We start from the raw sequence: 24,027 nt of genomic DNA on the forward strand, positions 1-24,027 counted from the left end.
AATTTTAAAACAAATAACTCTCCAACTTCTTCCCCTGAATATCTAAAACCTTTGAACTTTCTTTCGGAACCTTTCCTTTATGTTCGTGCTGAACTGAAGGATTTGAAGGATATTTTCCATTGCTGAATTTTATATGATAAAGCTTTCCGCTGCTTTCCATGATTAAATCATAAAACTTTTCAGTTGGGGTTTTAGTGACGTAAATTGGAAAATCAGTAACAGAAAATCTATTGATTAGACTTCCATCATTATTTAAAATATAACCCGAACACCCTCCGCTTCCGCAGAAATACGAATTGGAGAAACCTACAAAATATTCGTTTTTCTGATCGTTATTTAAATCGAAAGCTTCGTAGTAGAAATAGCGTTCTTCTTTTGTTAGTGTCGGAAGATCTTTTTTTAATAAGATTTGCAATTGCTTACGAATTAACTGGACTGCTTTATCATCTTTGGGAGGAGCATCACTTACATCTGCTGTGCCTCCTAGAGTTTTGGACAAAGTATCCTGAACAATGGTTTTAATGATATTTTTTTTCTGGTCTTTGTTTTGACAGGAATGTAATATTGAAACTCCGATTAGAATTAAAATTATACGTCTCATAATTCTACTATTTAAATTCATATAATCATTTAAATTACAAAAAATATTCGACAAAAATAAACCCGAGAAGCTTTAAAAACTTGTCAGGTCTGAAAACGTATTTAAATCTGAACTGACTCGTTGGGTGAAATTGAACAAAATAGCTTCATTCAAGCATTAAATCTAATTTGATCTGCGAAAATCCTTTAAAATCTGCGTGAAATACTTTTGCGTATTAATTTTTCACGCAGATTTACACAGATTAAAGCAGATTTAGACAGATTTATATCAAGCTGATGCGATAGGATTGGAAAAGAAATAATTTCACCCAACGGGTTAAACTAATAACGCAGCTTTATTTTCAATATCATTCTGCGCCAGCAATGATTTTATATTATTAAAAGTGACCAACGCAATTTGAGTCAAAGCTTCATTGGTAAAAAACGCCTGATGCGCTGTCACCAAAACATTTGGAAAACTCATTAAGCGCTGAATGGCATCATCCTGAATAATGTCTTCTGATAAATCTTTGAAAAACAGTTTTTCTTCCTGTTCGTAAACATCGATTCCGAGATAACCGATTTTTCCTTCTTTCAGACCTTCAATGACACAGGCCGTTTCAATTAGTCCTCCTCGGCTGGTATTGATAATCATGATGTGTTCTTTCATTAAATCAATAGACTTTTTATTGATGACATGTTTGGTCTGATCATTCAACGGGCAATGCAGCGAAATGATATCACTTGTTTTGAAAATATCTTCTAAACCGACAAAAGAAACACCGTCTTTGATCATTTCGTCATTTTCAACAATATCATACGCCAACACTTTACAACCAAAACCTAAAGCAATTTTAGCAAAAGCTTTCCCGATATTTCCAGTTCCGATAATTCCGATTGTTTTTCCGAACAAATCAAAACCTAATAAGCCGTTTAAAGCGAAATTTTGTTCACGAACGCGATTGTAGGCTTTATGTGTTTTTCGGTTTAAAGTTAAAATCATGGCCATGGCATGTTCTGCAACCGCCTGAGGCGAATATGCCGGGACACGGCAGACTTTTATATTGTATTTTTTTGCTGCTTCTAAATCGACATTATTAAAACCTGCACAACGCAGAGCGATAATTTTTACATTTTTTTCTGCCAGTTGTCTGATTACCTCTTCATTGACAATGTCATTTACAAAAACACAGACAATAGATGCGTTTTCGATCAGAATTACCGTTTGCGGATTCAGCTGTGTTTCAAAATAATCCAACTCATAATGAAACTCAGCATTGTATTTATTAAAGAAAGTTTTGTCATACGGTTGCGTGGAGAAAAAAGCAATCTTTTTTTGGTTGTAAATAGAATTTAAGCTCATAATGAATGTTTTAAAATTTTGAAATAATTACGAATCATTTTTTAAAATTCCCTTTGGGTAGATAATACAGCCAGCTAAAGCCTATTAAAAACAATATTAAAGAAGCCACAAATGCCGGAATAAGAATTTCTTTATTGTTGTCTAAAGCATTGTTCAACGCTGCATACAACAACCAAATCTGAATACTTACATTCAAAATTAATATAAAAATTAACGATGAAAGAATAGCATTCAGTTTGTTAGGATTGGATTGATTCTGACTTCTTCTAAAATTACTCATAACTGATTTATTTTATTGATTTATCCTAGTTTTTCTACATGAGCCGCAGCTTTTACATAGACATCATTACCTTTGAAAAACACATCCAGACCTGGTAAAGCCCTCGGCGGAGGACCTGCAAGAACATCTCCCGTTTTAGCATCAAAAGAGCCTTCATGACATGGACAATGAATAATTCCGGTTCCCGGTTTGTAAAAAACAGAGCAGGAAAGATGAGTACACTTCTGTTCATACGCTTTAAAATCCCCATTTTCCAAATGAATTAATATGTACGGAATCGTACTGCCTTCGATTACAAAAGCACGCGTTCCCCCCACAGGGACTTCGTCTTTTTTACACACAAAATGATCGCCTTCTACTTCTTCTTTTGGGTAGATATAAGCTTTAGCAGCAACTAAACCGCTGCCTACCATCAATCCTCCGGAAACCAGTGTAAGGAATTTTGCGAAGTCACGCCTGCTTACACTTGTTGCCAGCTGTTTCTCGATCGGAAAGTCTTTTTTCCAGTTTTTATTTAAATTATCTTCTTTAGACATTTTTTTATGGTGTAAAAAGTTTTGTTTCAGTTTTTTTGAAGCTATCTGTAAACTAAAATCTGTCTTCTATTCTCTTTATTCAATACTCTATTTCTATAGTCTTAATACTTAATTCTCATTACTTACTACTTAATAAATAATCAGTTCTGTACTTCCTTTAGGCATCATAATGTTAACCTTGGTATTCACAGTTTCTTTTCCAAATATGAAACTGTTTACCGGAGTACTGTTAGGACGCATTTCCTGAATTTGATCTTTAGTTCCATAAAACAAAGCACCACTCGGACAAACCGTGGCACACATTGGTTTTTTACCCACACTGGTTCTGTCGTAACACATGGTACACTTCATCATCAAATCGTAATTTTCCTCTTTTTTAGGCACACCAAAAGGACAGGCCATTACACAATTCGAACATCCGATACATCTTTCGGTATTGGCCGTATGAACGATTCCGAATTCGTCTTTGGATATGGCATCTGCCGGACATACATTCGCACACACCGGATCATCGCAGTGCATACAAACCTGAACCGTTGTCTGTACGGTAGCAGCCCGATCTACATAATTTACATGTATCATCGATTCCTGGCCGTTAGTTTCGCATTCTGCACAGGCCAATTCGCAAGCTTTACAGCCAATACAGCGCTGCATGTCTACAAAAAATTCTTCGTTTGTATTAAAATTGGTATAATTCATTAATTCGTTTTTTATAGATTAAACACTGGCATAAGCTTTTGATTCGCTTGTAGGAGGTGCAATTTGCTTAAGCGGTTCCAAATGGCAGGCACAAACTTTAAATTCGGGTATTTTTGAAATCGGATCCAGTGTTCCCGGTGTCAGTTGATTCGCCGATTTTTTTCCTGGCCAGTGGTATGGGATAAACACCGTATCTTCCCTAATAGTCTCCACAATATTTGCCGGAAAAATTCCTTCTCCTCTTCTGGTTGAAACTCTAACTAATTCCCTTTGTTGAATCCCGTATTGTTTAGCCATAGTCGGATGGATTTCTAGCAAAGGCTCCGGAAACTGATCGACTAACTTTCCGATTCTTCGGGTTTGCGTTCCACTTAAATATTGAGAAACCACGCGACCCGTTGTTAAAATTACCGGATAATCTTCATCAGTTACTTCACCCGGAAGTTTATAAGGAGCAGGATTGAAATGTGCTTTTCCATCGGGAGTTTTAAACTTTCTGTCTTCCCACAAACGCGGCGTTCCCGGATGTCCTATTGTGGGACATGGCCAAAAGACTCCCATTTCATCTTCCACTCTTTTATAGGTTATTCCGTAGTAGTCGGCTGTTCCTCCTTTTGATGCCACACGCAGTTCATTAAAAATAGCTTCACTGTTTTCATACGTAAATTTGTCTTTCACTCCCAAACGTTTGGCTATTTCCAAAATAATAGAAGTGTCTGTTCTCGCATCACCCGGAGGCGTAACGGCCTGACGAATACGGATAACTCTTCCTTCAGCAGAAGTCGTTGTACCTTCTTCTTCTTCCTGCAAAGAACCTGCTAAAACAATATCGGCATGACGAGCTGTTTCGTTCAGGAAAAAGTCGATACAAACATAAAATTCCAGTTTTTCTAAAGCTTCACGAACGTAATTACTGTTTGGTAATGAAACCAATGGATTAAAACAAATGGACAACAAACCTTTGATTTCTCCTCTGTGAATGGCTTCGATTATTTCGTAAGCAGACAACCCTTTTCCTGGGAGATCTTTCTCATCGATTCCCCAAACTTCTGAAATGTATTTTCGGTGTTCTGGATTTTCAATATCTCTGTTCCCTGGCAATTGATCGCACTTATGACCGTGCTCTCTTCCTCCTTGTCCGTTTCCTTGCCCTGTGATAGTTGCATAACCACAATATGGCTTACCGATTCTTCCTGTTGCCAAAACCAGATTGATACATCCCAACACATTATCCACTCCTTTAGAATGGTGTTCGATTCCGCGGGCATGAAGCAGAAAACTCGTATTGGCTTTGCCCCACAACTCCGCCGCCTGCTGAATTTTTTCTTTCTTAATTCCAGTAACTTCTTCCGCCCATTCCAAAGTATTGTCTTTTACAGCGTCTAAAGTTTCCTGAAAACCCGAAGTATGATTATCAATAAAATCATGATCCAGCATGTCGTGATCTGCTAAGTATTTTAACATGGCACCATACAAAGCCGAATCGGTTCCTGGACGCACATCCAAATGAATGTCTGCTGTTCTGGCCAATGGAATTATTCTTGGATCAATCACAATTAATTTTGCACCTCTGTCTCTTGCCTTCCAAATCCAATGGGTTAATGTTGGAAAGGTTTCGCTGATATTGGCTCCAGCTACAATAATTACCTCAGCATATTCTAAATCCGAATAATTATTCGATCCTCGGTCCAATCCAAATGCTTTTTTATTTCCGGCACCTGCGCTTACCATGCACAAACGTCCGTTATAATCCAGATTTTTTGTTTTTAAAGCGACTCTGGCAAATTTGCCTACCAAATAACTTTTTTCATTGGTTAATGAAACTCCAGAAAGCATCGAAAAAGCATCGTTTCCGTATTTTTCCTGAATGCGTTTTATTTCTGAAACCGTTTTACTCATCGCATCATCCCAGGAAGTGGGCACAAATCCCTGCCCTTCTACTCTTTTTAACGGATTCAAAAGCCTGTCGGGATGATTGTTCTGCAAATAACGCTGTACTCCTTTCGGACAAAGACGGCCTTCGTTAAAAGGAAATTCCATCCACGGTTCAAAACCAACTACTTTATTATCTTTCACAGATAATTGGATTCCGCACTGCATGCCGCAAAAACAGCAATGTGTTTTCACTAATTCATCCGGTTCGTCTCTTCCTTCATAGCCTTCCTTTGGACTATAATTTTTATGAGGTCCAAACAGTGCAACTATATTTTCTTCTGAAACAGGTAATTTTGCCATGTTTTTATATTTTTTCTTTAAAAATTATCCAAATAAATTTCCTCCGGCCTGCCTTGCCCTTAAATGAGCCTGAGCCAATCGGGATCTTTTACCTTCAGGACTTAAATCGAGGTGCGAAGTCCCATCTTCATAAGTAAAATCGAAACCCAATTCTTTGGTCACTATTTTCAAATCATCAATGTGCAATTTTGTTGTAAACTCTTCTCCAGTATGCGGACAAACTGCCATTCCTTTTTTCATTCCCTCCTTCTTATAAATATGCGCCCCAATTTGAGCCGGACGCTGAATGATGTGAAAAAACTTTCCGAACGGAATCCAAATCAAAAACATGATTACCGTGACGGCGTGTAGTACCGCTAAAAAGTCGAAAGCAAAACCTTTCATAAACTGATACGAATAAGTCAGTCCTAATCCTGTAACTGAAATAGCAATCAACAGAATAAGCGGCAATAAATCTCCCTCAAAAGTCTGGGTAGCAATCATTCCCGGATTGGTCAATCGTCTTCTTAAATAATACACAGAACCAAAAATCACCAAATAAGAAGACCAGTTCAAAGCATGAAATGTCAGGAATGCCATGATAGAACCCAGTTCAAAATCCATCACTTTGAAACCAAAAAAATGCGCTTCGTAAACCGAAATAGAATTAGGAGCCATGGTAAAATGAATCCACCCAAAGGTCAATGGAATTGTAATTAAAAAAGCCGATGTACAGCCTATTGCAATCATAAAATGCGCCATCCAGCGGTATTTCCCTCTTGGGTAAATAAACTTCTGAAAAGCTATATTTTCTATAGTTTCTTTGGATGCAAACCAAAAATGAGAGAATACTTTTCCGGTAAACAAAAAAGTAATGCCTCTTTTAAAATAAATCCACGTTGGAGGTCTTTGTAACCAAACGGTGTAGCGATACACAATACCAAAAAAAGCAAATACGGTTCCGAAGAGATAGGTAATAAGTGCGGCATCAAAATTCTGCAATTTTCTTGACCCGTAGAACACCAATACAATCATAAGTATTGAAAGTAATGTCGCAATGAGTAATGCTTTAGTGTTAAAAGTCCTGTTTTTCATCCTAATCATATTAAATACACACTTATATATATCCTCCATTTTGAAATATTTTCTTCGGGAGTAAAAGTAAATAAAGAAAAACTAAGTAAAAATACCTAAGTATGTTTTTCAAACACAATAATGCTTAAAAATGTTATAATGTTACTAATTTATAATGCATCACATCAAAAAGCAACTCAATTACTTGTGTTCAGTACTTATTCTGAAATACGTAGTTTATTCTTTTCTGTCTATATCCTGAGCGAATTCTGGTAATTTTTCTCTCGTCATTTTTACAATAACATTATGCATCCAAATCAGGGAAATTATTGATAATACGAAAATAAAAAGCCATGAACTTGTCCAAAAACCGGTAAACGAAAGCAGGTATCCAAAAACTATCGGGCCTATAAATCCACCCAAACCGCCAATCATTCCGACCATTCCTCCTATTACACCTACCTGATCCGGGAAATATTCGGGAATATGTTTATAAACCGCAGCTGATCCAATTCCCCAGCAGGAACCAATTAAAATAACCAAAACCAGATAAACCCACATGTTTGCCTCAAAATGAATTTGGGTAATCCCTTCTGCAATCAGTTCTTTTTTCTGGACTTTTTGGTTTTCGGTAACCACGATTTCCTGCCATGTACTTTTAGACGGAAAAAAATTACTATGCGCTTCCTTAATATTTTTTTGGCTTATCGGATATTCTTTTTCACCAATAACTATTTTTGAGGAAGAAACCTCTGTTACTGTACCCGCATTTCCAGCCAACAAACCACTTCCTGAAGTTGTGATATCCATTTTGGGAAACAATAATAAGAAACTCAACACTACTGAAGAGCTCAGTACCCAATACATTACTTTCCGGGCACCAAATTTATCCGATAAAAATCCACCGAAGGCCCGAATTACACCAGCAGGCAGACTAAAACAGGTGGTAAATAATCCTCCCAATATCAAACTCGTATGGTACACATTCATAAAATTAGGCAGGAGCCATTGAGAGAATGACACAAAAGATCCAAACAGTAAAAAATAATAGGTCCCGAAACGCCATACACGTACTTGTTTAAGCGGCTGTAAAAGTTCTGCTACCGATTTTGGTTTAGCTTCTATTTTTTTAGTTTTTGAAAAAAGAATAAAAACAATCCCCATAATCAACAAAGCCGAACCGTAAATTACCGGCAGGTATTTCCAGCCATTTACGGGATCTGATTCTGAAAAATATTTTAGTAAACTTGGTGCTATAAAAGGTGTAATGGAAGCACCCGCAGTTCCCATTCCGAAAATACCAAGCGCGCGTCCCTGCCATTCTTTTGGATACCAAAGCGAAGTATAAGCTACTCCGACTGCAAAACTCGTTCCTACCATTCCAAATAAGAAACTCAGAATTGCAAACATCCAGAAATTAACTGCAAATGGTAATAAAAACAGAGGAATTGATGCCAGAATAAGTAAACCTGAATACACTATGCGCCCTCCATATTTATCTGTTAGAATTCCCATAGGCAATCGCATAAGAGATCCCGTAAGCACAGGAATTCCCAAAAGCCACCCTATCTGAACTACACTCCAGTCAAAAATTTTCTGGTCTGTTAAAAAAGTAACCAAAACCCCGTTTAAAGTCCAGCAGGCAAAACAAACTGCAAACGCAAGTGTATTCAAAAACAGTATTCGGTGTGATTGTGATAAATTGCTCATAAATTTTAAAAAATTAATCTTATTATAAAGATAACCAGTTCTGTAATAACAACATAGCATCTAAAGATGTTTTATTCCTTCAATGTAAAATTCAGATTCATTTTAGATAAGAAAAATCTAACGAATAAAATGATTTTATTGTTTTAGAGTAAATATTCGGGGACTAAATGACACCATTATCCAAACCCAGTTATTAGTGTTAGAAGCATCAGAAACATTTTTTATTCTCTCCAAAGTTTTTGAAGCGAACATCTGCGAATACCCTGCAGAAACAGCAATATTTTTTTGAACTGTATAACCTGATGTAAAATCTAATTCTGTTCCTAAATATGAATCCATTTTTTTATTAGAAGCATCTAAAACCTTATTTGGCGCATTGAAAACATGTGGCACTAAATTAAACTGCCATTTTTTAACAGAATAATTCAATTTGAGATAAGCATCCTGCAATCCGACACTATTTTGGTGATTCCCCACATAAAAATAATCCATAAGACCGTTAAAAGCATGATTGGTTCCAAAAACAGGATTGAATGATTTGATAACCGGGCTGGCATCATCCTGATCTTTTCCAGATAAAAATTCATATCCCAAAGTAGCTTTAAAAAAATCTGTAAAAGTGTAACCCAAATTTGCCCCTGCGTACCAGGCACTGACTTTTTTATCGGTGCTTTTACCTGTCTGTCCGTACAGCCCTAAATCACCTTCCCACTTTTTATCTTTAAAAGTGAGGTAAGTTCCAATTGTCTGTTTGTAATCCACTTCTAAATTCTCTATTGCCTTTTCAAATTCATAACCTGTATTCAATGCCAGTAAACTGGTGTTTATTTTACCAAATGACGAATGATACCAGACATACTGCATCGATTTATAATTAGTATTGTATGGCATTTTAGGTTCCAGCAGATTTTCTGCATTGGCATTTAAGGCAAATCCTAAATCCAGCTGATGATTTTTAGGGTGAAAAGAAAACACAGCAGCATCATGGCTTTGTCCTTGTTGAGCCCAGTCAATTTCCCCAAAAATACGCTGATTGTCATAAGAAATCACCTGACGACCGAGGCGTGCTGTCCAGTTGGGACTAAATTCGTACTGTCCCCAGGCTTCAAAAACGGCAATTCCATTTTTATCAGCTGTAGAAGTTGTAGCCACATCGCCCCAGGTTCGAATATTCTGTAAAGTCAGTTTTAATTTTAATTTTTCCTGTTGGAAATTGAAATTCAAACGAGAACGCTGTGAAACAAATGAAGCCGCGTTTTCTCCATTTGCAATCGGGGTTTTATATCCGTTTCGATATTCGTAACGAGGTCTAAGCTGTAAATTGGCATCCAGTTCCTGAGCATAGGCTCTCAGGTTTATCATTGTCAGCACTATTAAGCCGGTTATTTTTAGAACTTTCATTTTAATTTGGTTTTTGAGCCTCTTCGATTATTTTGGCAATCGTAGGATCTGAATTTACTCCCAAACCTTCCTGCTGATATGCTAATTCACCATCGGCATTAAAAACACTAATGATATTCGAATGAGAAAAATCTATCGGGGATATTTTTTTATAATTGACAGCCAAAACTGCTGCGAACTCCCTCGTATTTTCTTCTGTTGAACGCAAAAAAAGCCATTGGTCGCTTTCCATTTTATTTTCAACAGAAAAATCTTTTAAACGTTTTGGCGTATCCGTTTCGGGATCAATGCTTACCAGAACCAGTTTGACATTCTTCTTAATAGCTGCCGGCAAACGGGATTCAATATTTCGCATATCTGCTACCAGACGCGGACAGGCTGCTTTGCAAGACGTGTAAATCATCACCATTACTAATACGTTACCCTGCAGGTCTTTCAATTCTATATCCTGATTGTTTTGCGTTGTCCATTTTGAAGGAAGATTGTAAATCGATAAATCAGAAATTGGTTTATCCTTTACCGCTTGTTTTTCTTTCTGATTACAGGATTGAAGAGCAAATAACATCATCAATATTCCTGTAAAAAGGAAGGTGAATCTTCTATTTTTTATTTTTTGGCATGCTGTTTTTGGTTTCATTGTTTTGTTTTTTAGTAGTATTAACCGAATTTTTTTTGTCCTTGGCACAGCGAAATCCAAGGTTTTTTGTGGTATATCTTGCTTTCAAGCTTCCACGAAAAGCATAGCGCATAAAAGCCGCATAATTCATTAAATCGGTTGCGTTTACAGATCCGCTTCCGCAAAAGAGATTCTTATCAGTGTCTTTATCTTTTCTGGATTCTCCCGATAGAAAAATACTATTGAAGTCAGCAGTCCATTCCCAGACCAATCCGTGCATATCATAAACTCCCCAGTAATTTTTGAAGGTTTTACCAACCGGATTTGCATAAGTACTCGGTTTTTCATACCAGGACATGATGTATTTATTAAACTCTTCTTTGGTCCGGGCATCAATTCGTTTTTCATCAGCCATACCCACAAACTCCCATTCGTCCATAGTTGGCAGCCGTTTTCCCTGACATTCACAATATTTTTTAGCCGCAAACCATGAAACATTTGTTACAGGGGCATTACTCAGATTATCCTTTCCGAAACTAAAATCACTTTCCCATTGATACAAATAACTTTTATCGGCAAAAAGACCTTTGATTTTAGAACGGCTGTACTCAGGATATTTTTTCAAAAAAGCTAAATATTGAGCATTTGTAACAGGGTATACGTCTAACTGAAACGGTGCTACTTTGACCGGCTTCTTATCAACAGCGCCATACAGGGGAACAAAAGTCCCCCCGCTTATAGCCGCCATTTTAACCTCCTGAGCACTAAGCGCACTTAGAAATAATAAAAAAAGAATTGCTGCTGTTTTTTTCGTCAACATTGTTGTTTGTTTTTAGAAACCGCCGAATTTTGCTATTCAGAAATTAATGCTCTGCTGATGCTTTTGGAGCAGGTTTCGCTCTCACTGCTTTTACTTTTGCCGGAGTAATTACTGTTTTATTATTTCCCCAACTGTTATACACATAAGTCAAAACATCAGCGACTTCCTCATCGCTCAAATGCTGACTGGTCATAACATTATTGAATTTTTTACCGTTTACCGTAATTTCACCGCTTAATCCGTGCAATACAGCACTAATGGCTCTATCAGGATTTGCATTTAAGAAATCTGATTTGGCTAATGGAGGAAAAGCATTTGGAATCCCCTGCCCGCTTGGCTGGTGGCAGGCAAAACAGGTTCTTCCGTACAGTTCTTTACCTGATTTAATTTGTTCTGCAACAGTTTTGGCCACTACACTTTTAGCTGCTCCTTTTTCTTTTGGCATATTTTGAATAGTTCCTCCTTCAGGCAGGTAAATTCCTTCCTGCGTGGTTCCGGAGTATACTTTTTTATTCTCTTCTCCTTCCACTTTCAGCATTCCCAGAGCTCCTTTGTTGAATGCTCTGAAAATGGAGTGGTCTACCAATATAAAAGTACCCGGAACCTCCACTTTAAATTCGACGATTGCTGAACCTCCTGCAGGAATCAGCGTCGTTTGTACATTTTTATTAATCATATCTCCGCCTTCGACATGTACTTTATCGAAAATTTCACCTATAACATGAAAAGAAGAAACCAGATTTGGCCCACCGTTACCCATAAAAATACGTACCGTTTCCCCCACTTTTGCCGTAATTGACTTGTCACCCGTAACCGCACCTACTTTTCCATTAAAAACCACATAATCAGGCTCTTCTTTAATCGCTTTATTCATATCAAAAGGCTGTTTTCCGGGCTCTCCGTAACTGCCTTTCGTATAAAAATCACCCTGCATGATGTAATATTCTTTATCTACCGGCGGTAATCCTCCTTCGGGTTCAACCAGAATTAAACCGTACATTCCGTTTGCAATGTGCATTCCCACAGGCGCAGTAGCACAGTGATACACATACAATCCCGGATTGATTGTTTTGAATTTGAATACCTTTTCATGACCCGGCGCTACCAATGAAGAAGTTGCTCCACCACCCGGTCCGGTCACGGCATGCAAATCAATATTGTGCGGCATTTTATTATCCGGATGGTTTTTTAAGTGAAATTCAACTTCGTCTCCCACTCTGGTTCTGATAAAACTTCCCGGAACAGATCCTCCAAAAGTCCAATAGGTATATTTTACTCCATCTACCATTTCGCCTTCTTCTTCTTTGATTTCCATATTGACAATCAGATTCATTGCAGCACGGTCTCCGATTGGTTTAGGAACGAATGGCGGTGCTGTAAGTTCTGCTTCTTTTTTCCCAACTGCTTCAATACTCTGATAATCCTGAGCATTTTTATTTTCATTTTTAGTACAGGAAAGCATACCAAAAATCAATGTAATCGCTAATGCAATTCTAATGCTTTGCTTCTTTAATTCTAGTTTCGGTTTCATAATTGTCTGGTGTTAATTCTATGGTAATTCAACAATAAAAGACCTTTTTATCCTTTATTTAATTACAACAAAATAATACCATTTTTAAAACGTAAAACATGATAAAAATCATTTCTTCTTCTTTTTTAAAATCATAAAATTACATTCCCAAAAAAACTTTTACAATTCACCACAAACATCATGATTACAAACAATTAAATAACATCAAACGACAGAAAAATTAAAGACAAAAACATCTTTAATAAAAAATACAACTGCTTTTGAATCCTAAAAAACGAACACAATAAACCGAACTCTCATGGAAAAATATGTTATCAAAAGAAACGGCCAATACAGACCTTTCGAATCTTTTAAAATTAAGGATGCCATCGAAAAAAGCTTCCTGAGTGTTTCGGTACCTGCTGACCAGTCTGTTTTTTCTAAAGTAATCGGCGATTTACAAAACAAAGAAACCTGGTCAGTTGAAGAAATTCAGGATTTAATAGAGAAAAATCTTTTCGAAAAAAAGTATTTCGATGTCATGCGCTCCTTTATGTTATTCCGCCATACCCGCAAAATGCAGCGTGAGCACACTCACGGTTTAAATCAGGACACCACTTATGTAAACAGTACCCAGACCATCCAAGAATACATCGAACAAACCGACTGGCGCATCCATGCCAATGCCAATACCTCCTACTCTAATGCTGGTCTTGTGAATAACGTAGCCGGGAAAATCATCGCCAATTACTGGCTGGATAAAGTTTACAGCAAAGAAGAAGGTTCAGCACACCGCAACGGTGATATTCATATTCATGATTTGGATTGCTTAACAGGTTATTGTGCCGGCTGGAGTTTACGTGCCTTATTAAACGAAGGTTTTAATGGCGTTCGCGGACGTGTAGAAAGCAAGGCTCCATCGCATTTCAGGGAAGCTCTGGGACAAATGGCTAATTTTCTTGGAATTTTGCAAAGTGAATGGGCCGGTGCTCAGGCTTTTAGTTCCTTCGATACTTATTTGGCTCCGTATGTTTTTAAGGATGATTTGTCTTTTGATGAGGTACTGAAAGCCATACGAAGTTTTGTTTACAATCTCAATGTTCCTGCTCGCTGGGGACAGTCTCCTTTTACAAATATTACGCTGGACTGGGTGGTTCCCGAAGACTTGAAAACGCAGATTCCAACAAAGAATGATCTGCATTTTTTTGAAGGAAACTTTAGTTCTGATCTTTTGATTCGGGCTCAGAGAAGAGGTGTTGCAAAACTAACTGATTTGCGTTACGAACATTTTCAAACTGAAATGAACCTCATCAACAAAGCCTATTATACGGTGATGACAGAAGGCGATGCCAATGGTCAGCCCTTCACGTTTCCTATTCCAACGGTGAATATCACCGAAGAATTTGACTGGAATGGCGAAAATACCGACTTGCTTTTCGAAAATACAGCCAAAATTGGTTCTTCTTATTTTCAGAATTTTATTGGAAGCCAATATGTTTTAGATGAAGAAGGAAACAAAACTGAAAACCCAAATGCTTATAAACCCAACGCTGTACGCAGTATGTGCTGCCGCCTGCAACTGGATTTACGTGAATTGCTAAAACGCGGCAACGGTCTTTTTGGAAGTGCCGAAATGACCGGAAGTATTGGTGTTGTTACTCTAAATATGGCTCGTTTGGGGTATTTGTTTAAAGGTGATAAAACGCAGTTATTTAAAGAATTAGATCAGTTATTATACATTTCTAAATCGACTCTGGAGAAAAAAAGAGTCTTTGTTCAGGAGATGTATGATCGTGGTTTGTATCCCTACACAAAACGTTATTTACAGCATTTTAGAAATCATTTTTCTACGATTGGCGTAAACGGAATGAACGAATTGATTGTAAACTTCACAGAGCATCAGGATACGATAACTTCTGCATCCGGAATTGCGTTTGCTTCCGAAATTTTAGATCATATCCGAAACCGAATGAAGGAATTTCAGGAAGAGACCGGAAACCTTTACAACCTCGAAGCCACTCCTGCTGAAGGAACGACGTATCGTTTTGCAAAAGAAGACAAGAAACGATTTGCCAATATTTATCAGGCAGGACAGGAAGAAAACATCTATTACACCAACAGCTCACAAATTCCGGTTGACCACACCGAAGATCCTTTTGAAGCATTGTTTCTACAAGATGAACTGCAATGCAAGTACACCGGAGGGACCGTTCTACATTTATACATGAGCGAAAAAATTAGTTCTCCCGAAGCCTGTAAGCAATTTGTAAAAAAGGTTTTATCGAATTTTAAACTGCCTTATATCACCCTAACGCCTGTATTTAGCGTGTGTCCTGTACACGGCTATCTGAACGGAGAGCATGAATATTGCCCTAAATGTGATGAGAACATTATTTCCGAAGAAACAAAATTAGTTCAACATAAAAATTAACCCAAACAACAAACAAATAATCATGAAAACAGTTACAGCAATTTTAGAAGAAAAACAGCATTTAAGAACCAAATGTCTTGTGTACACGAGAGTAATGGGCTATCATCGTCCGGTAGAAAGTTTTAATATTGGTAAAAAAGGAGAACACAAACAACGCACTCATTTCAATGAAGGAAAATGCCAGTAATCCCATTTACAGCATAACCCCGTTTACTTTACTGGATTATGCGCATAAGTCGGCCTGTATTCTGTGGTTTGCAGGCTGTAATATGCGCTGTTTGTATTGCTACAATCCTGAAATTGTACTGGGCAAAGGAACCATCTCATTTTCTAAAGTGAATTCTTTTCTTCATACCCGAAAAAATTTGCTTGATGCCGTTGTTTTTAGCGGAGGCGAATGTCTTTTGCATCAAAACATTCTGGAACTCATTATTGAAATCAAAAAAATGGGGTTCGATATTAAAATCGACACCAACGGCTCAAAACCAAAAGTCATCAAAACACTGATTGAAAACCGGCTGATTGATTATGTAGCTTTGGATTTTAAAGCCTTGCCAATAAATTTTAAATCAATAACTCAGTCAGAACTTTTCGACAAGTTTGAAACCTCTTTAGAATTATTACTCGAAAGCCAGATTCAGTTTGAAGTTCGTACCACCGTACATTCAGAGCTGATTCCTGAAAAAGACATTCTTCAGATGATTGCTTATTTAGAAAGCAAAAATTACAGCGGCAATTATTACCTGCAGCATTTTGTAAATGGAGTAACAACCTTAAAACCGTTAGGTCATTCGTATCCAAAATTAGACAGTCAAAAACTTTCCTCTGCCAGAATAAACGTTTGTTTAAGAGGATAATGTGTAAAACATAAAACTATGAATCACCATCTTCTCTTAATTATTCATCTTTTGAGTGCCGCCATTTGGGTTGGCGGACATATACTGCTTTGTGTGGCCTATCTTCCTAAAGCACTAAAAGAAAAAGACCCGGGCATTATTCTGAATTATGAAAAGAAATACGAGCCTGTAGGCATGATATCTTTGTTTTTGCTGGTCGTAACAGGCATTTTGATGGCTTATAAATATGGCGTAACTATAGAGTATTGGTTTCAGTTTGCCACTCCAATCGAAAGAGTAGTTTCTTCAAAATTAGTTTTATTGTTCCTGACTGCTGGGTTTGCATTAAGCGCTCAATTTCGGGTTTTGCCTAAACTGAAAACCAATCCGGATACATTACTCGAAATGACTTTTCATATCCTATCGGTTACGACAATCGGTATTGTAATGCTGGTTTTTGGATCTTTCATCAGGTTTGGAGGTTTCTGATTATTAGAAAAAAATCTTTAAAAAATGGATACAATAGAAATACAAAATTTAAAAGAGCAGATTATAAAACTAAAAAAGGAAAAAAATGCGGTTCTTTTAGCACATTACTACCAGCAGACCGAAATACAGGAAATCGCAGATTATGTTGGCGATAGTTTAGGGTTATCTCAGGAAGCTGCAAAAGTCGATGCCGATATTATTCTTTTTGCAGGAGTTCATTTTATGGCCGAAACCGCTAAAATTTTAAATCCTTCGAAAAAAGTGATTCTTCCCGATTTAAACGCAGGATGTTCACTGGCTGAATCGTGTCCTCCTGATTTATTTAAAAATTTTATCGATCAGCATCCCGACCATCTTGTGATTACGTACGTGAATTGCTCTGCAGAAGTAAAAGCCCTCACAGATATTGTAGTCACTTCTGCAAATGTCGTAAAAATTGTAGAATCGGTTCCGAAAGACAAACCGATAATTTTTGCTCCCGATAAAAACCTTGGAAAATATGTGATGAGCAAAACAGGAAGAAATATGGTGTTGTGGAATGGTTCCTGTGTGGTTCATGAAGCTTTTTCATTAGATAAATTACTTGAATTGTATAAAGAACATCCGGATGCCAAAATCATTGCCCATCCCGAATCTGAAACTCATATTTTGGCTACTGCCAGTTATATCGGTTCTACTTCCGGAATGATTGATTATGTAAAAAATGACTCTTGCCTCAAATTTATTGTCGCTACCGAATTTGGAATTTTACATAAAATGCAGGAAGAAGTTCCTGAAAAAGTGTTGATTCCTGCCCCTGCAAAAGAAGACAATACCTGCGCCTGCAGCGAATGCGGTTATATGAAAATGAATACCCTTCAGAAAGTATACAACTGCCTTGTCAATGAAAGTCCTGAAATTACTTTACCTGAAGATATAATCCAAAAAGCGTTAATTCCGATTGAAAGAATGCTTGAATTATCCAAACAATGACAAATACCAATTACTTAATTATTGGCTCCGGTGTTGCGGGACTAACACTTGCGCTTCGTCTGGCAGAACAATTTCCGAACAAAAATATTACCATTGTAACCAAAGCTAATCCCGATGAATCGAATACCAAATACGCTCAGGGCGGTATTGCCATCGTAATTGATAAAAACGAAGATTCCTATCAAAAACATATCACAGATACACTTATTTGCGGAGACGGATTGTGTGATGAAGCCGTCGTAAAAATGGTCATTACCGAAGGTCCAAAACGATTAAAAGAACTGATAGAATGGGGTGCAAAATTTGATAAAAATCCCGACGGAAATCTTAATTTAGGTAAAGAAGGCGGCCATTCTGAAAACCGCGTAGTACACCACAAAGACCAGACAGGTTATGAAATTGAACGGGCTATTTTAAGGCAGGTGTATCAAAAAGACAATATTATTGTACTTGACCATCATTTTGCAGTCGATTTAATTACTAAAAAAAACTACTGTATCGGAATTACTGCTTTAGATGAAAAGACAAAAAAACTGCAAACTTATACATCTGAAATTACGATATTGGCTACCGGCGGAATTGGTCATCTTTACGGACATACGACCAATCCTGTAATCGCAACGGGTGACGGAATAGCAATGGCATATCGTGCCGGAGCAAGTATTAAGGAAATGGAATTTATACAATTTCATCCTACCGCTTTTTATGACACATCCACCGATTCTAAATTTTTAATTTCTGAGGCAGTTCGGGGTTTTGGTGCTTATTTGCGTACCAAAGAGGGGCATCGCTTTATGATGGATTACGATTCAAGGCAGGAATTAGCTTCCAGGGATATTGTGTCGCAAAGTATTGATTTAGAATTAAAAAAATCCGGCGATAATTATGTCTTTTTAGATTGTACTCATCTTGATTTGGTAGCTTTTAAAAAGCATTTTCCAATGATTTACAAGCATTGTTTAACATCGGGAATTGACATTGCAAAAGACTGGATTCCGGTAGTGCCTGCGCAGCATTATCTATGCGGAGGAATTGTCGTTGATACTAATGGAAAAACATCTGTAACCAATTTATTTGCCTGTGGCGAATGTTCACGGACAGGTCTTCATGGAGCAAATCGGCTGGCATCGAATTCGTTATTGGAAGCTTTGGTCTATTCAGGCAGAATCTATGAACATTTAGCCAATCCTGATTTAAAAATAAGTACAACTGACTATAAAATTTCAGAAATAAAAAATACAAATAAACCTGAAATTGATTCTGACTACTTAACTGAATTAAAAACCAAACTTCAGCATCTGATGAGGCAAAATGCCGGAATCGTCAGATACCATACTGATTTACAAAATGCTAAAGAACAGCTTTTAGAGTGGAAAAAAGAAATAAAAATGATTAAAAAAACACACCAGGTTAGTGTATCTTATTATGAATTATCAAATATGATTACCATTGGAAGCCTGATCGTTTCACAATCTCTTGAGCGGGAGGAAAACCGGGGTGGTTTTCTAAAACTTAAGATGACTTCTTTTGTTTAAAAAGATATTCATTTACCTGTTTCACAAAACTAAAAATAGTGTCAGGCTGAGCGGAGTCGAAGCCCTTTAGAGTCATAAGCCTACAACTCCGCTCAGGATGATATTTATTCAACCCATAACAAAACTTATTACATTCTTTAAAATTAATCAATATCCATATTAAAAAATTAACTTGAATAGCATTCAAATAAATAAAAAAACAAAATTATGTTAAATAATTAAACCTTTTATTTAATCCTCTGTCTTACATCGGTAAACCAATAAAAAAACAAATCATGAAAAAATTATTTATCGCAGCTTTATTATTCGTTGGAATAACAAGTTTTGCCCAGGATGGAGAAATGGATGCAGATCAAAGACCTCCTCGTGAACAAAGAGAAAGATTAACTCCTGAAGAACGAAATGAAAAACAACTAAAAAAGTTAACAACTGATCTGTCTTTAGATGCAAAACAGCAAGAACAGGTAAAACAATTAATCGCTGAAAGAAGTGCAAAAACTGAAAAATTAAGAGAAGCCCGAAAAGAGCAAAGAGAAAAAGGAAGCAAACTAACTGCTGAACAGAGAGAAGCTTTCAAAAAAGAAATGACAGCAGAAGCAGATGCAAACGATGCTAAAATGAAAGGAATTCTAACTGCTGACCAATACACCAAATGGAAAAAAATTCAGGATGAAAACAAAGATAAAGCAAGGGATAAAATGAGAGAATACAGAAGAGATAACAACTAAGTTTATCAATAAAAAAGAGGCTCGATGGCCTCTTTTTTGTTATTAGAAAGTTTTTGAAACTTTATCAATTGCATTGATCGTAAAATCTAAATCCTCATAGGTTAATGCATCTGTAATAAACCAGGTTTCGTATGCCGATGGTGCTATGTAAACGCCCTCCTGCAATAATCCGTGGAAAAATTTCTTAAAGGTTTCGTTATCTCCTTTTGCAGCCGTTTGAAAATCGGTAACAGGATCTGCATCAAAGTGTACCGAAATCATAGAACCAACTCTGTTAATGGTAAAAACAACATTATTTGCTTTTAAAACCCTGTCGATTCCTGCTTCCAGATAAGCTGTTTTTTCTTCTAAACGGATAAAAATTTCAGAATCATTATTTAAAGATTGTAACATTGCTAATCCCGCAGCCATTGCCAACGGATTTCCCGATAATGTTCCGGCCTGATACACTGGTCCAAGCGGTGCTAAATGATTCATGATTTCTTCACGAGCAGCAAATGCTCCAACCGGAAGTCCTCCACCAATTACTTTTCCGAAAGTTACAATATCAGCATCAATACCGTATAATTCCTGAACACCCCCTTTTGCTAAACGAAAACCTGTCATCACCTCATCAAAAATCAATAAGATTCCGTTTGCTGTACATAAATCTCTTAAACCTTGCAAAAATCCTTTTTGAGGCGGAATACATCCCATATTTCCTGCAACTGCTTCAATAATAATCGCTGCAATTTCACCTTTATTAGCTTCAATTAAAGTTTTTACATTCTCTAAATCATTGTATTTTGCCAACAAAGTATCTTTTGCAGTTCCTTCTGTAACGCCCGGACTGTTTGGAGAACCAAAAGTTACAGCGCCACTTCCGGCCTGAATTAAGAATGAATCCGAGTGTCCGTGGTAACAACCTGCAAATTTGATGATTTTATCTCTTTTTGTAAATCCGCGAGCCAGACGAATCGCACTCATACAAGCTTCTGTTCCTGAATTTACAAAACGTATTTTATCGATATTCGGAACCATAGAAACGGCCAAAGCTGCAATTTCTGTTTCCAGTTCGGTCGGCATTCCAAAAGAAGTTCCTAGTTTTGCTTTTTCGATTACCGCATCCACAACCGGCTGATAAGCATGACCTAAAACCATTGGCCCCCAGGAATTGATATAATCGATTAATTTATTTCCGTCTTCATCATATAAATAAGCACCTTTGGCACTTTTTACAAAAATAGGAGTTCCACCCACGGCTTTAAACGCTCTAACCGGTGAATTTACGCCTCCCGGAATTACTTTTTCTGCTTCAGCAAAAAGCTGACTACTTCTTTTATAAATCATTTTTTTTTTTGATTATTAGATCTTAGACTTCTTAGATTTTTTCTAATTGTCAATTGATAATTATTAATTGTCAATTAGTTCACTTTCAGTTTTTGCCCTATCGAAAGCGCATTATCTGTCAGGTTATTTTTTTGTTTTAATTCGTCAACCAGTATGTTGAATTTTTTGGATATCGAATACAATGTATCGCCTTTTTGGACTTCGTACAAATTTGGATCGTTTGAATTTGAATTCGAACTTTTAACTGGAGTTGTACTTTTAGTTGGACTTGTAGTCGTTTTACTAATTGGCGTATAATTTTTTCCGGTTACCTGACAATCATATTGATGCAGATTATAACGTTCGATATAACTGATTAATTTATCGGGATAATTAGGATCTGTTGCGTAACCTGCTGCTCGCAAACCTTTTGCCCACGATTTATAATCGTCTTTTTCGTAAGTGAATAACGTTGCATATCTGTTTTTTCCAACCAAAAATAAAGCATGATCGCGGTAAGATTCTGCCGCTTCGGGATATTTCCTAAAACATTCCTGAGCCGAATCATCATCATGACGAACACTTTCTCCAAGCCAGTCCTTATGGCATTTTATTCCGAAATGATTATTTGCAGTCACAGCCAGATCTCCTTTTCCTGCACCTGATTCCAATATTCCCTGAGCCAGAATAATGCTGGCAGGAATGCCATATTTCTGCATGTTACCGATGGCAATATCTTTGTACTGCAACACATAATTATGGATTAAATCGCTGGTAACAACCGTTTTTGAAGTGGATTGGATAACCTCGGTAGTATTATTGGAAGAAGGATAATTTTTAGCTGTCGGTTTGCTGTAAGCTGGCTTTTTAGTGGCCGCCACTCTTGGTTTTTGAACTGCTGCTGCTTTTTTGGTCGTAGCTATAGCTGGTTTGCCTGACGAACAGCTTGCCAAAATTAATATTGTAAAGAGCAATACAATTTTTTTAATCATTGTTTTTGAGTATTGGTAATTTTTTCTGCTTCAATTTGATATTCATTCCTTCAATTCCCTGTAATCCGCCGGTGTGAATGAGTAAAATTTTTGAATGTGCAGGGAAATAGTTTTTGTGGATCAAATCTATAACGCCAAAAACCATCTTTCCTGTATAAATTGGATCTAAGGGCACTTTATTTTCTTCAAAAAAAGCATTAATAAATTCGATTAATTCTAAATTTATCTTGCCATAACCTCCAAAATGATAGTCAGAAATTAAATTCCAGTTATCTTTTTTTGCAAAAATACGAATTTCATCGTTTAAAAAATCACCTTTTAACGCCGGAAACCCTAAAATTTTCTGATTTGGGAATGCACTATTTATCAATCCGGAAATGGTTCCGCCGGTTCCAACTGCGCAGCAAACGTAATCAAAGACAGAATCTTCATTGGTTAAAATTTCTTCACATCCTTTTACAGCCAATTCATTTGTTCCTCCTTCGGGAACCAGATAAAAATTACCAAATTTAGCTGCCAGCTTTTCTATAAAGGATGTTTCATTTTTCAAACGATACTCTTCGCGAGAAACGAACTCAAACTGCATTCCGTTTTCCTGAGCAAATTTCAAAGTCGGATTTTCTTCAATTTTATCAAAAAGTTCATCACCGCGAATAACTCCGATCGTTTTAAATCCCTGTTCTTTTCCTGCAAAAGCCACAGCCGCAATATGATTGGAAAAAGCTCCTCCAAAAGTCAATAATATCTTTTTATTTTCGGCTTTCGCCTGAAGTAAATTGTATTTTAATTTCCTGAATTTATTTCCTGAAACAAACGGATGAATTAAATCTTCACGCTTAATTCTCAAAGAAATATCATTGGGAAAATCGATAGAAATATGTTGATTGAAAACTGGGTTCATTTTTTAAAGTTGAAAGTCGAAAGTCAAAAGTCGAAAGTGATAATTCATGTCTTAATATCTTTAACGCTTAAAGCTTAAAGCCTATTGCTTATTGCCCACTTTAATGTAATGTAGAAACTGAAAAAATGATCGGTTTTTTAAATAAGTAAAATCGGCTTCTTTGGCGTAAGCTTCTCTTTCAAAACTGATATTTCGATACGCCAATTCTGCATTTTTATATTGAAGTAAGCGAATTAAATATTCCAAAAAATACCAGACAAAAAACGGAATTACTAAAAGTTCTAACTGCTGTCTTAAATGAATTTTTTCATGATTTACAAAAACCGCATTTTCTTTATCAAAACCATATTTCACCAAAACAAAAGGAAAAACAGCCATTCCACGATATCCTTTCGGAATTAAATATTTGGCAACAATCAGAAACATTGGGTGTAAAATTTATAAATTTGTAGCTACAAAATTGTTCGATTTCGATAAAATCACAATCAAATATTATATTTTTGATTTTAAAATTTATTAAAATAGACGCGAAGCAGATTTATGAAAGAGCAAAGTAATGAAAATAAATTAATCGAAGGCGAAGATTTTTACTATACACCCGAAGGTTACAAATGTTTTACCGAAAAACATCATTTGAAAAGAGACTATTGCTGTAAAAGCGGCTGTCGTCATTGTCCGTATGGATTTGATAAACGGACAGGAGAAATAAGGAAAAAGGCGAATTAGATAATCTGGCAATTTGAAAATTAGACAATTAAACTAAAATTTCAATTTTTAAATTCCAAACTCAAATCTAAACTCTAAAATCAACAATCTAAAATATCATATGGATATCCATTCACGAAAATTTAGGATTAAAATCCACAAATCTTATCATAGGTCGGATATCCGTTATCCTTAGTCATTTTAATTAGATAATGTGGCAATTTGAGAATTAGATAATTCTTTTGCAACAAATTTTAAATTGCATTAACCTAATTAAAAGCAGCTGTTTGATTCTTAACTTCAGAAAGTCTAAGAAGTCTAATAATCT

At 36.6% G+C, this 24,027-nt stretch carries 24 protein-coding genes; 8 read left to right on the forward strand and 16 right to left on the reverse strand.

All coding sequences use genetic code 11. The features are described from left to right. Positions 1-4: 4 nt before the first annotated feature. The 12 genes from AAEO57_RS04365 to nirK all read right to left on the reverse strand — a co-directional run bounded on the left by AAEO57_RS04365 (position 5) and on the right by nirK (position 12,754). Complete coding sequence (locus AAEO57_RS04365) at positions 5-601, reverse strand: hypothetical protein (RefSeq protein WP_341689874.1); 597 nt, start codon at positions 599-601, stop codon at positions 5-7. Positions 602-916: 315 nt separating this feature from the next. Then, positions 917-1,942 (reverse strand): 2-hydroxyacid dehydrogenase, encoded by a 1,026-nt coding sequence (locus AAEO57_RS04370; protein ID WP_341689876.1) that lies wholly within the window; start codon positions 1,940-1,942, stop codon positions 917-919. Between the two features lie 34 nt (positions 1,943-1,976). Next, positions 1,977-2,222, reverse strand: coding sequence for a DUF6755 family protein (locus tag AAEO57_RS04375; protein ID WP_163401083.1), 246 nt, complete (start codon positions 2,220-2,222; stop codon positions 1,977-1,979). A gap of 20 nt (positions 2,223-2,242) precedes the next feature. Beyond that, positions 2,243-2,758, reverse strand: coding sequence for a Rieske (2Fe-2S) protein (locus tag AAEO57_RS04380; protein ID WP_341689880.1), 516 nt, complete (start codon positions 2,756-2,758; stop codon positions 2,243-2,245). Between the two features lie 129 nt (positions 2,759-2,887). Beyond that, the gene (locus AAEO57_RS04385) at positions 2,888-3,457 is read right to left on the reverse strand and encodes a 4Fe-4S dicluster domain-containing protein (protein WP_341689882.1); all 570 of its coding nucleotides are present in this window, start codon (positions 3,455-3,457) and stop codon (positions 2,888-2,890) included. 18 nt (positions 3,458-3,475) lie between these two features. Then, complete coding sequence (locus AAEO57_RS04390) at positions 3,476-5,692, reverse strand: molybdopterin oxidoreductase family protein (protein ID WP_341689884.1); 2,217 nt, start codon at positions 5,690-5,692, stop codon at positions 3,476-3,478. Positions 5,693-5,716: 24 nt separating this feature from the next. Continuing rightward, positions 5,717-6,766, reverse strand: a complete 1,050-nt coding sequence (locus tag AAEO57_RS04395) for an MFS transporter (RefSeq protein WP_341689886.1) — start codon at positions 6,764-6,766, stop codon at positions 5,717-5,719. A gap of 216 nt (positions 6,767-6,982) precedes the next feature. Then, positions 6,983-8,455: an MFS transporter gene (locus AAEO57_RS04400; RefSeq protein ID WP_341689888.1), complete on the reverse strand. Its 1,473-nt coding sequence runs from the start codon at positions 8,453-8,455 to the stop codon at positions 6,983-6,985. Positions 8,456-8,590: 135 nt separating this feature from the next. Further along, positions 8,591-9,856, reverse strand: coding sequence for an alginate export family protein (locus tag AAEO57_RS04405; protein ID WP_341689890.1), 1,266 nt, complete (start codon positions 9,854-9,856; stop codon positions 8,591-8,593). Between the two features lies 1 nt (position 9,857). Beyond that, a complete protein-coding gene (locus AAEO57_RS04410; RefSeq protein ID WP_423972139.1) occupies positions 9,858-10,424 on the reverse strand; it encodes an SCO family protein in 567 nt (188 codons plus the stop codon). A 31-nt stretch (positions 10,425-10,455) separates the two neighbouring features. After that, complete coding sequence (locus AAEO57_RS04415) at positions 10,456-11,220, reverse strand: formylglycine-generating enzyme family protein (protein ID WP_423972140.1); 765 nt, start codon at positions 11,218-11,220, stop codon at positions 10,456-10,458. Positions 11,221-11,335: 115 nt separating this feature from the next. Beyond that, positions 11,336-12,754, reverse strand: coding sequence for a copper-containing nitrite reductase (gene nirK / locus AAEO57_RS04420; RefSeq protein WP_423972141.1), 1,419 nt, complete (start codon positions 12,752-12,754; stop codon positions 11,336-11,338). Between the two features lie 367 nt (positions 12,755-13,121). Here nirK and AAEO57_RS04425 point away from each other — a divergent pair, with 367 nt between their 5' ends. The 7 genes from AAEO57_RS04425 to AAEO57_RS04455 all read left to right on the forward strand — a co-directional run bounded on the left by AAEO57_RS04425 (position 13,122) and on the right by AAEO57_RS04455 (position 19,793). Further along, positions 13,122-15,233 carry a ribonucleoside triphosphate reductase gene (locus AAEO57_RS04425; RefSeq protein WP_341689896.1) on the forward strand — a complete coding sequence of 704 codons (2,112 nt, stop codon included), beginning with the start codon at positions 13,122-13,124 and terminating at the stop codon, positions 15,231-15,233. A gap of 22 nt (positions 15,234-15,255) precedes the next feature. Further along, on the forward strand, positions 15,256-15,420 hold the full coding sequence (gene nrdD, locus AAEO57_RS04430) for an anaerobic ribonucleoside-triphosphate reductase (protein ID WP_341689898.1): 165 nt from the start codon (positions 15,256-15,258) through the stop codon (positions 15,418-15,420). After that, positions 15,401-16,090 carry an anaerobic ribonucleoside-triphosphate reductase activating protein gene (locus AAEO57_RS04435; protein WP_341689900.1) on the forward strand — a complete coding sequence of 230 codons (690 nt, stop codon included), beginning with the start codon at positions 15,401-15,403 and terminating at the stop codon, positions 16,088-16,090. Before nrdD ends, AAEO57_RS04435 begins: the two co-directional genes overlap by 20 nt. An 18-nt stretch (positions 16,091-16,108) precedes the next feature. Next, positions 16,109-16,558, forward strand: coding sequence for a CopD family protein (locus AAEO57_RS04440; RefSeq protein ID WP_341689903.1), 450 nt, complete (start codon positions 16,109-16,111; stop codon positions 16,556-16,558). 24 nt (positions 16,559-16,582) lie between these two features. Beyond that, positions 16,583-17,530: a quinolinate synthase NadA gene (nadA, locus tag AAEO57_RS04445; RefSeq protein WP_341689905.1), complete on the forward strand. Its 948-nt coding sequence runs from the start codon at positions 16,583-16,585 to the stop codon at positions 17,528-17,530. After that, entirely contained in the window at positions 17,527-19,065 is a 1,539-nt protein-coding gene (nadB, locus tag AAEO57_RS04450) for an L-aspartate oxidase (RefSeq protein ID WP_341689907.1), read from the forward strand. The genes nadA and nadB overlap by 4 nt, the downstream gene beginning before the upstream one ends. A gap of 275 nt (positions 19,066-19,340) precedes the next feature. Then, a complete protein-coding gene (locus AAEO57_RS04455; RefSeq protein ID WP_341689909.1) occupies positions 19,341-19,793 on the forward strand; it encodes a hypothetical protein in 453 nt (150 codons plus the stop codon). A gap of 42 nt (positions 19,794-19,835) precedes the next feature. On the opposite strand, the gene hemL is transcribed toward AAEO57_RS04455, so the two are convergent. The 4 genes from hemL to AAEO57_RS04475 form a co-directional block, all read right to left on the reverse strand. Further along, complete coding sequence (hemL, locus tag AAEO57_RS04460; RefSeq protein WP_341689912.1) at positions 19,836-21,122, reverse strand: glutamate-1-semialdehyde 2,1-aminomutase; 1,287 nt, start codon at positions 21,120-21,122, stop codon at positions 19,836-19,838. Positions 21,123-21,196: 74 nt separating this feature from the next. Beyond that, the gene (locus AAEO57_RS04465; RefSeq protein WP_341689914.1) at positions 21,197-22,093 is read right to left on the reverse strand and encodes a glucosaminidase domain-containing protein; all 897 of its coding nucleotides are present in this window, start codon (positions 22,091-22,093) and stop codon (positions 21,197-21,199) included. After that, complete coding sequence (locus tag AAEO57_RS04470; RefSeq protein ID WP_341689917.1) at positions 22,086-22,994, reverse strand: 1-aminocyclopropane-1-carboxylate deaminase/D-cysteine desulfhydrase; 909 nt, start codon at positions 22,992-22,994, stop codon at positions 22,086-22,088. Before AAEO57_RS04470 ends, AAEO57_RS04465 begins: the two co-directional genes overlap by 8 nt. 81 nt (positions 22,995-23,075) lie before the next feature. Beyond that, positions 23,076-23,420, reverse strand: a complete 345-nt coding sequence (locus AAEO57_RS04475) for a hypothetical protein (RefSeq protein WP_341689919.1) — start codon at positions 23,418-23,420, stop codon at positions 23,076-23,078. Positions 23,421-23,534: 114 nt separating this feature from the next. Between AAEO57_RS04475 and AAEO57_RS04480 the strand changes: the two genes are divergently transcribed. After that, positions 23,535-23,720 carry a C1orf53 family protein gene (locus AAEO57_RS04480; protein WP_341689921.1) on the forward strand — a complete coding sequence of 62 codons (186 nt, stop codon included), beginning with the start codon at positions 23,535-23,537 and terminating at the stop codon, positions 23,718-23,720. The last annotated feature ends 307 nt before the right edge of the window (positions 23,721-24,027 follow it).

The sequence above is a fragment of the Flavobacterium calami genome, from assembly GCF_038290035.1.
In the GTDB taxonomy this organism is placed as follows: domain Bacteria; phylum Bacteroidota; class Bacteroidia; order Flavobacteriales; family Flavobacteriaceae; genus Flavobacterium; species Flavobacterium calami.